General features: G+C 65.2%; 4 protein-coding genes and 1 pseudogene. 2 read left to right on the top strand and 3 right to left on the bottom strand.

Features of this window, described 5'->3' with window-relative positions; all coding sequences use genetic code 11:
• The 3 genes and pseudogenes from WAW85_RS01135 to WAW85_RS01125 form a co-directional block, all read right to left on the bottom strand.
• Positions 1-163: pseudogene (locus tag WAW85_RS01135) on the bottom strand (Fe-S cluster assembly protein SufD); the annotation flags it as partial.
• Positions 163-1623, bottom strand: coding sequence for a Fe-S cluster assembly protein SufB (gene sufB, locus WAW85_RS01130; protein ID WP_422557828.1), 1461 nt, complete (start codon positions 1621-1623; stop codon positions 163-165). The gene sufB and the pseudogene WAW85_RS01135, both read right to left, overlap by 1 nt.
• Positions 1620-2366, bottom strand: a complete 747-nt coding sequence (locus WAW85_RS01125; RefSeq protein ID WP_422557827.1) for a helix-turn-helix transcriptional regulator — start codon at positions 2364-2366, stop codon at positions 1620-1622. Before WAW85_RS01125 ends, sufB begins: the two co-directional genes overlap by 4 nt.
• 140 nt (positions 2367-2506) lie before the next feature.
• Between WAW85_RS01125 and mptB the strand changes: the two genes are divergently transcribed.
• Together mptB and WAW85_RS01115 are read left to right on the top strand one after the other, a co-directional pair.
• On the top strand, positions 2507-4270 hold the full coding sequence (mptB, locus tag WAW85_RS01120) for a polyprenol phosphomannose-dependent alpha 1,6 mannosyltransferase MptB (protein ID WP_422557826.1): 1764 nt from the start codon (positions 2507-2509) through the stop codon (positions 4268-4270).
• A gap of 34 nt (positions 4271-4304) precedes the next feature.
• Positions 4305-4738 (top strand): ATP-binding cassette domain-containing protein (locus WAW85_RS01115; protein WP_422557825.1); only part of this gene is annotated, 434 nt, incomplete at its 3' end.

Here is a 4738-nt window from a genome sequence, read left to right as displayed (position 1 = left end):
TACGGGTCGCCGAACCATCCTGCAGGCCGCGCAGGCGACGGAATGGGGTGAACCGCCAGGCTTCTTCGCGCTGGCTCGGCACCTCGAAGGCCGCCACGTCGAACGACGTGAAAAGCTCGCCCTTGTTGACGACCGGGGTGGTGGTGTTCTCTGGCGCCGTCATCAGCCGACTGATCCTTCCATCTGCAGCTCGATGAGCCGGTTGAGTTCGAGGGCGTACTCCATGGGGAGTTCCTTAGCGATCGGCTCCACGAAGCCGCGGACCACCATAGCCATCGCTTCGTCCTCGGTCAGGCCTCGGCTCATCAAATAGAAGAGCTGATCGTCGCTGACCTTCGACACCGTGGCCTCATGCCCCATGGTGACGTCGTCTTCGCGGATGTCGACGTACGGGTAGGTGTCGCTGCGGCTGATCTGATCGACCAACAGCGCATCGCATTTGACCGTCGAACGGCTGCCGTGGGCGCCCGGGTTGATCTTGATCAGACCGCGGTACGACGACCGGCCCCCGCCGCGGGCCACCGACTTGGAGACGATGTTGCTCGATGTGTAGGGCGCCAGGTGAACCATCTTGGAGCCGGTGTCCTGATGCTGACCCGCGCCAGCGAAGGCCACCGACAGGACCTCGCCCTTGGCATGTTCACCAGTCAGCCAGACAGCCGGGTACTTCATGGTGACCTTGGAGCCGATGTTGCCGTCGACCCATTCCATGGTGGCGCCAGCCTCGGCCTTCGCACGCTTGGTCACCAAGTTGTAGACGTTGTTCGACCAGTTCTGGATCGTCGTGTAGCGGCAGCGGCCACCCTTTTTGACGATGATCTCCACGACCGCCGAGTGCAGCGAGTCGGACTTGTAGATCGGCGCGGTGCAGCCCTCGACGTAGTGCACGTAAGCACCCTCGTCGACGATGATCAGCGTCCGCTCGAACTGGCCCATATTCTCGGTGTTGATGCGGAAGTACGCCTGCAGCGGGATATCCACCTGCACGCCCGGCGGGACATAGATGAACGAGCCGCCCGACCACACCGAGGTGTTGAGTGCGGAGAACTTGTTGTCACCGGCCGGGATCACGCTGCCGAAGTACTCGCGGAAGAGTTCCGGATGCTCACGCAGTCCCGAATCGGTGTCCAGGAAGATGACGCCCTTCTCTTCCAGATCCTCGCGGATCTGGTGGTAGACGACCTCGGACTCGTACTGTGCGGCGACACCGGCCACCAGGCGCTGCTTTTCGGCCTCCGGGATGCCCAGCCGGTCGTAGGTGTTCTTGATGTCCTCGGGCAAGTCTTCCCAGGACTGCGCTTGCTTCTCGGTGGACCGCACGAAGTATTTGATGTTGTCGAAGTCGATGCCGTCCAGATCGGCGCCCCAGCTGGGCATCGGCTGGCGATCGAAGATGCGCAGCGCCTTGAGTCGCTGTTCAAGCATCCATTCGGGCTCGTTCTTCTTGCCGGAGATGTCGCGGACGACGGCCTGCGATAGGCCGCGCTGTGCGGAAGCGCCCGCAGCGTCGCTGTCGGCCCAACCGTAGCCGTACCGATCGAAGGACGCGATGGTCTCTTCTTGGGTGAGGGGAGCCGGGCTCGCGAGCGCACTCGCGGTCGCGCCGGGATCGGTGACCGTCATCGTGAGGCCTTTCCATCGGGGTTTGGGGCAGGGAGCGGAACGATGTTGATGCGGGGGCCCGAACTCGGTGCCGACAGCGGCACGTGGGTGGTGCACACGCAATCACCGTTGGCGATGGTTGCCAGGCGTTGCACATGGGTGCCTAGCAACTCGGTGAAGCGAGCGGTCTCGGCCTCGCAGAGTTCGGGAAACTCGGTCGCGACATGCGCGACCGGGCAGTGATGCTGGCAGATCTGCACACCGGTGCCGACCTCGCGCACATTCGCCGAGTAGCCGGCGCTGGTCAGCGCATCGGCGATCTCGACGACCGTGCGCACCGGATCCTCCCCGTCGGCGACGGGAGTCACGTGGGCGACGATGCCGTCGACCCGGTCGCGGGCGAAAGCGTCGACGGCGGGCTGTCCGCCGATGTCGCGGAGTTTACGTAGGGCCGCGCCAGCGAGGTCGTCGTAGGCGTGGCGGAGCTTGCCGCGGCCGCCGGGGCTGAGCTGGAACCATTTGGCTGGACGGCCACGGCCGCCGCGCCCGAAACCGGGGGCGGCGGTCTCGACATCTCCGGCGCCGACCAGAATATCCAGATGACGGCGCACCCCTGCCGGGCTGATGCCAAGGTGCGAGGCGATATCGGAGGCGGTCATCGGCCCTTCGTCGATGAGCAGCGACACGACAGCGGCGCGGGTCTGGCCATCGGCACCAGTCCCGTCCGGGAGCTGCTCGCTGAGCAGCAAGTTTCCGTCCGTCACGCTTTCCACAACACTATTGTTGCGTAATTATATTCCCGCTTCCACCAAGGGTGACCTAATGGTCCGTCGACGCCGGGCCTCCGAGCGGCACCGCGCGGGGTCTACCGGAAAGCGGACACTTATGGCCTACAGTCGGACGCGTGCCAAAGGTTCCCAGAGCGCGCGATCTGCTCGACTATCTCGGCTTGTCGCGGCCGTCGCGGGACCCGGGCGTCGATGCCACCGGCAATTACGGTGTCACGCTCGCCCGACTGCACGGCGACGAGCACGAAGTCGGACCGCTCAATCCGCTGGAAAAGCTGCACCTGCGACGGATCCGGCTGTTCGGCACCACAGGTGCGGTCCTGATCCTGATCGGTTCACTCGGCACCGGGATGATGCCGGTCCTGCAGAATCCGATTACCGGCGTGCGTGTGCTCTCGCTACCGGCGAGGATGTTCACCACGGCGCTCACCATCTCGATCGCCGGAACGATGATCCTGGTGCTCGCGTGGGTCCTGCTCGGCCGATATGCGATCGGTCGGTATTCGGTCGAAGTCGCCGAGAATCGTTCCCCGGCCAGGCGAATGTCGCGGGGCCAAGCCGACCGCACGCTAGTCATGTGGATCGTTCCGCTCGTCTTCGCGCCGCCGCTGCTCAGCAAAGACGTCTATTCGTACCTGGCGCAGAGCGCGATCGCCTTCCGCGGGATGGATCCATACACCTACAGTCCGATGCGCGGTCTGGGCGTGGATCATCCACTCGCGCTGTCGGTGCCCAACCTGTGGAAAGACACACCAGCCCCGTACGGGCCGCTGTTCCTCTGGATCGGCGAGCAGATCACTCGGGTGACCGGAGACAACATCACCGCGGCCATCGGACTGCACCGACTGGTGGCATTGTGCGGCGTCGCGATGATCGTGTGGGCGCTTCCCCGGCTAGCCCGTCGCTGCGGAGTCTCGGCGGTGGCGGCACTCTGGCTTGGCGCCATGAATCCGCTGCTCATCCTGCATCTGGTCGGCGGCGTCCACAACGAGGCGCTGATGATCGGCATGATGCTGGTCGGCGTCGAATGGAGCTTCCGGGCGATCTACGGTGCGGCAAGTCTGCGCGTCGGCTGGTTACCGTCCCGCACGGGCTGGCTCCTGGTCGCCGGCATCGCGATGATCGCCGGTTCGGCAATGATCAAAGTCGCCTCGCTGCTGGCCCTGGGCTTCGTCGGTATTGCGTTGGCGCGACGATGGAGCGCCACGCTACCCGCGCTGCGCAATGCACCATGGCGGCAGTGGTGGGCGCGCTCGAAATCATCACTCTGGGCCGTGGCTCGTGCCGCGGTACTCACCGGCGCAATCCTGGTCATCGTGGTGGTGGCGATCTGCCTCGGCACCGGTCTTGGCTTCGGCTGGACCTCGACGCTGTCCACCGGCGGTATCGTCCGCTCCTGGATGTCAATGCCCACGCTGCTCGGAGTGGCGGCTGGCCGCATCGGGCTGTGGCTCGGTCTCGGCGAGCAGACCGAGGCGATTTTGGAGATTTCCCGGCCGGTGGGACAACTGATCGCGGGCCTCTTCGTCGTCCGCTGGTTGTTGGCCTGCCTGGCGGGGCGGATCCATCCGCTCGGCGGTCTGGGCATCGCGATGGCCACTTTTGTGTTGTTTTTCCCCTTCGTCCAGGCCTGGTACCTGCTCTGGGCCATCATCCCGCTGGCCGCGTGGGCCACCACCCGATGGTTCCGGGTAGGCACGGTGATCGTGTCCGGCATTATTGCGGTGGTCGTGATGCCGACAAGTTCGGACACCCCGCCGATGGTGGTCGTGCAAGGCTTGGCAACGGGGCTGCTGGTAACCCTGATCGCGAGCATCTTCTTCTTCATCGACCATCCGACGCGCCGCTGGCTGCGCGCCCGCCGGCCCCGACCCGAATAGGGTTCGCCACACCCGACGGCCTAGTCTTAGGGCCGTGCAACAGCCTCGCGATAAGTCCCTGGCCGTCGTGGTCCGTGGACTGGTCAAGCGCTTCGGTGACACTGTCGCCGTCGACGGATTGGACCTCGAACTCCCCCGTGGCTCAATCCTGGCGCTCCTTGGCCCGAACGGCGCAGGTAAGACCACGACCGTGGAGATCTGCGAAGGCTTCGTGACCCCCAACGGCGGCGATGTGCGGGTACTCGGCCTCGACCCGGTGGCCGACAACGATGAGTTGCGCGCGCGGATCGGCGTGATGCTCCAGGGCGGCGGCGCGTATCCGGGTGCGAAGGCCGGCGAGATGCTGCGACTGTGTGCGGCCTACAGTGCCGATCCGCTCGATCCGGACTGGCTGCTCGACGTGCTCGGTCTGACCGACGCTGCGGAGACGTCCTATCGACGACTCTCGGGCGGTCAGCAGCAGCGGTT

This window comes from Gordonia sp. (in: high G+C Gram-positive bacteria), from assembly GCF_049299075.1.
Taxonomy (GTDB): Bacteria; Actinomycetota; Actinomycetes; order Mycobacteriales; family Mycobacteriaceae; genus Gordonia.
This window is presented reverse-complemented; position numbering and strand designations above follow the sequence as displayed.

Bases quoted from the DNA above. Each gene is read 5' to 3' on its own strand.
- sufB (WP_422557828.1), bottom strand. From the start codon at position 1,623: ATGACGGTCACCGATCCCGGCGCGACCGCGAGTGCGCTCGCGAGCCCG.